General features: G+C 64.6%; 3 protein-coding genes. All 3 read left to right on the forward strand.

Annotated elements, in window-relative coordinates; translation table 11 throughout:
- The coding region (locus EN914_RS31275) for an ABC transporter permease (protein WP_164779044.1) at positions 1–700 on the forward strand (700 nt) is incomplete at its 5' end.
- On the forward strand, positions 688–1,674 hold the full coding sequence (locus EN914_RS31280; protein ID WP_013530293.1) for an ABC transporter permease: 987 nt from the start codon (positions 688–690) through the stop codon (positions 1,672–1,674). The genes EN914_RS31275 and EN914_RS31280, both read left to right, overlap by 13 nt.
- Positions 1,675–1,685: 11 nt before the next feature.
- The coding region (locus EN914_RS31285; RefSeq protein ID WP_206527285.1) for a nucleoside hydrolase at positions 1,686–2,689 on the forward strand (1,004 nt) is incomplete at its 3' end.

The raw sequence follows: 2,689 nt of genomic DNA on the forward strand, positions 1-2,689 counted from the left end.
GGTCGTGGCAGGCGCGGCTTGGGTCGCCATCCCCGCCTATTTCCGCGCCCGCTACAACACCAACGAGGTCGTCTCGACGATCCTGTCGAACTACGTGGCGGTGCTGCTCACATCCTACTTCACCATCTTCCTGTTCAAGCGGCCGGGCGGCTGGTCGGAGACGCCGCCGATCCTGGCGACATCCTATCTGCCGGAGATCTTCGCCTTCTCGCGGTTGAACTGGGGCCTGGTCATTGGCCTGGTGCTGGCGGTCGGCGCGGCCCTTGTCTTCCGCTACACCAAATGGGGTTACGGCGTCACGATGGTCGGCTCGGCGCCGAAATTCGCCGAATATGGCGGCATCAACGTGAAACGGCAGGGCTTCCTGGTCCTGCTGCTTTCGGGGGCCGTCGGCGGGCTGGCCGGCGGTGTCGAGACGCTCGGCGTCCACCACCGCTTCATGGAAGGATTTGCTCCCGGTTTCGGCTTCGACGGGCTGATCGCCGCCCTGCTTGCCAATGGCTCGCCTGTCGCCACCATCTTCACCGCACTGTTCTTCGGCGCCCTGCGCAACGGATCGCTGCTGCTCGAGGTCGACACCAGCGCGTCGCGCGAAATCATCACCGTGATCCAGGCGCTGATCATCCTCAGCGTGTCGGCCCAGGTGCTGGTGAGAAAGCGTGGCGACAGCCAGGCAGGGGAGCGGCGATGGAAATTCTAGACAAGCTCATCAACGTCGCGCTGATCGCTGCGACGCTTCGCACCACCGCGCCCATCCTTCTGGTCGCGCTTGGCGGCTCGTTCACCACCAAGGCCGGCATCTTCAACATCGGCCTCGAGGGGCAGATGCTGGTCGGCGCCTTCTTCGCCGTCCTTGGTTCGATCTGGACAGGTTCCGCACTGGCGGGCGTCGCCTGCGGCGTTGCGGCGGCGCTCGTCTTCGCCCTGGTTTTTGCTGTCCTGGTGGTGAGCTTCAAGGCAAATGAAGTTGTCGTCGGGCTGGCGCTCAACATCCTGGCCGGCGGCATGACGATCTCGCTGATGAAAGCGATCTTCGGCACGCGCGGTTCGATCGTCGGTCACGGCATCGTCGGCCTGCCGAAAGTCCAGCTGCCCGGCGCCCGCGACCTTCTCGGCTCCTGGGCGCCGCTGATCTCCGGTTTCACGCCGCTCGTCTATGCCGCCTTCATCGCCGTGCCGCTGCTGGTCGTCTGCTACAACAGGACGCGGCTCGGCCTCTATATCCGCGTGGTCGGCGAAAAGCCGGAAGCCGCCGAGGCGCTTGGCATCTCGATCACCCGCGTCCGCTACATCGCATCCCTGCTGTGCGGATTGCTGGCGGGCCTCGCCGGCGCGCATCTGTCCCTCGGCTACATCACCATGTTCACCGAAAACATGTCGTCGGGCCGTGGTTTCATGGCGGTGGCGATCCTGATCTTTTCCAACGGCGATCCGCTGAAGGTGCTGGCCGGCTGCCTGCTGTTCGGCTTCGCCGATGCCTTTTCGTTGCGCCTGCAGACGTTTGGCTATCCGTCCTACCTGGTTCTCACCGTCCCCTATGTCGTCGCGCTGATCGCATTGTTCGCGCTGTCCTACCGGGCGCGCCCGAGGATCATCGCGGAGACGCTGGAATCGATGCGGAAGCTGCTGTCGGTAGACAGGAACACTGAACCCGGCGGCAAAAATCCCCAGTGAAGGAAGCCTTTATGGAACGCATAATCCTCGACGTGGATTCAGCCGGCGACGATATTCTCGCCGTGCTGTTTGCAGCGGTCAATCCCAAGCTCCGGCTTGAGGGCGTGACCACCGTGACCGGTGCGGCCGGCCCGATCGAACAGGTCACCAACGTCGTCCTCAACACGCTGACGCTCGCCGGGCGTAACGATATCCCGGTTCACGCCGGCGCGTGGCGGCCGATCGTCGGCAACGCCAAGGCCGACATGGAGGCGCCGGTGCATTTCGAAAAACGGCTTGTCGCCCGCTTCGGCGATCGCCTGAAGAAGTTCAACCCGCCGGCGCCGACGCCGGTGCGGCAGGCCACGTCGGGACATGCGGTCGATTTCATAATCGAGACGGTCATGGCCAATCCGGGCGAGATCACGCTGGTGACGACCGGCCCGCTGACCAACGCGGCGATGGCGCTGTTGCAGGAGCCGCGATTGACCGGTGCACTCAAGCGGCTGATCGTGCTCGGCGGCAATTTCCAGACGCCGGGCAACATCACACCCCTGTCGGAGTACAACATCTGGGCCGATCCGGAGGCCTCGCGCATCGTGCTCAACGCCGATGTCGAGAAGATCCTGGTCCCCCTCGACATCTGCGAGGACAACCGCGTCGCCGACTCGATGCTGACGCGCGACGACATCGCCGACATGCAGGCCGTCGCCAGGGACAATCCCGTCCTTGAGATGATCGCCGACAGCTTCCCGATCTACATCGACATCTGGCGCGAATTCTTCGACCTCGTCGGGTTCCCGATGGATGACGTGATCACCGTGGCGCTGGCTTTCGATCCCGGCCTGGCGACGATGACCGAGCCGCTGTTCGCCGACGTCGTGCTCGACGGCAGGCTGGCGCGCGGCCAGACCGTCGCCTATCGCGGCCGGCAATTGCTGCCCGGCGGCGGGCCCAAGACCACCCGCATCTGCACCGGCCTGGACGGCCGGCGTTTCCTCGACGGCTTCAAGAAAACCATAGCGCGCTACGAGCG

The sequence above is a fragment of the Mesorhizobium sp. M7A.F.Ca.CA.001.08.2.1 genome (assembly GCF_003998455.1).
GTDB classification, from domain to species: domain Bacteria; phylum Pseudomonadota; class Alphaproteobacteria; order Rhizobiales; family Rhizobiaceae; genus Mesorhizobium; species Mesorhizobium ciceri.

Coding starts and splice junctions, on each gene's coding strand:
- EN914_RS31280 (WP_013530293.1), top strand. CDS start 688: ATGGAAATTCTAGACAAGCTCATCAACGTCGCGCTGATCGCTGCGACG.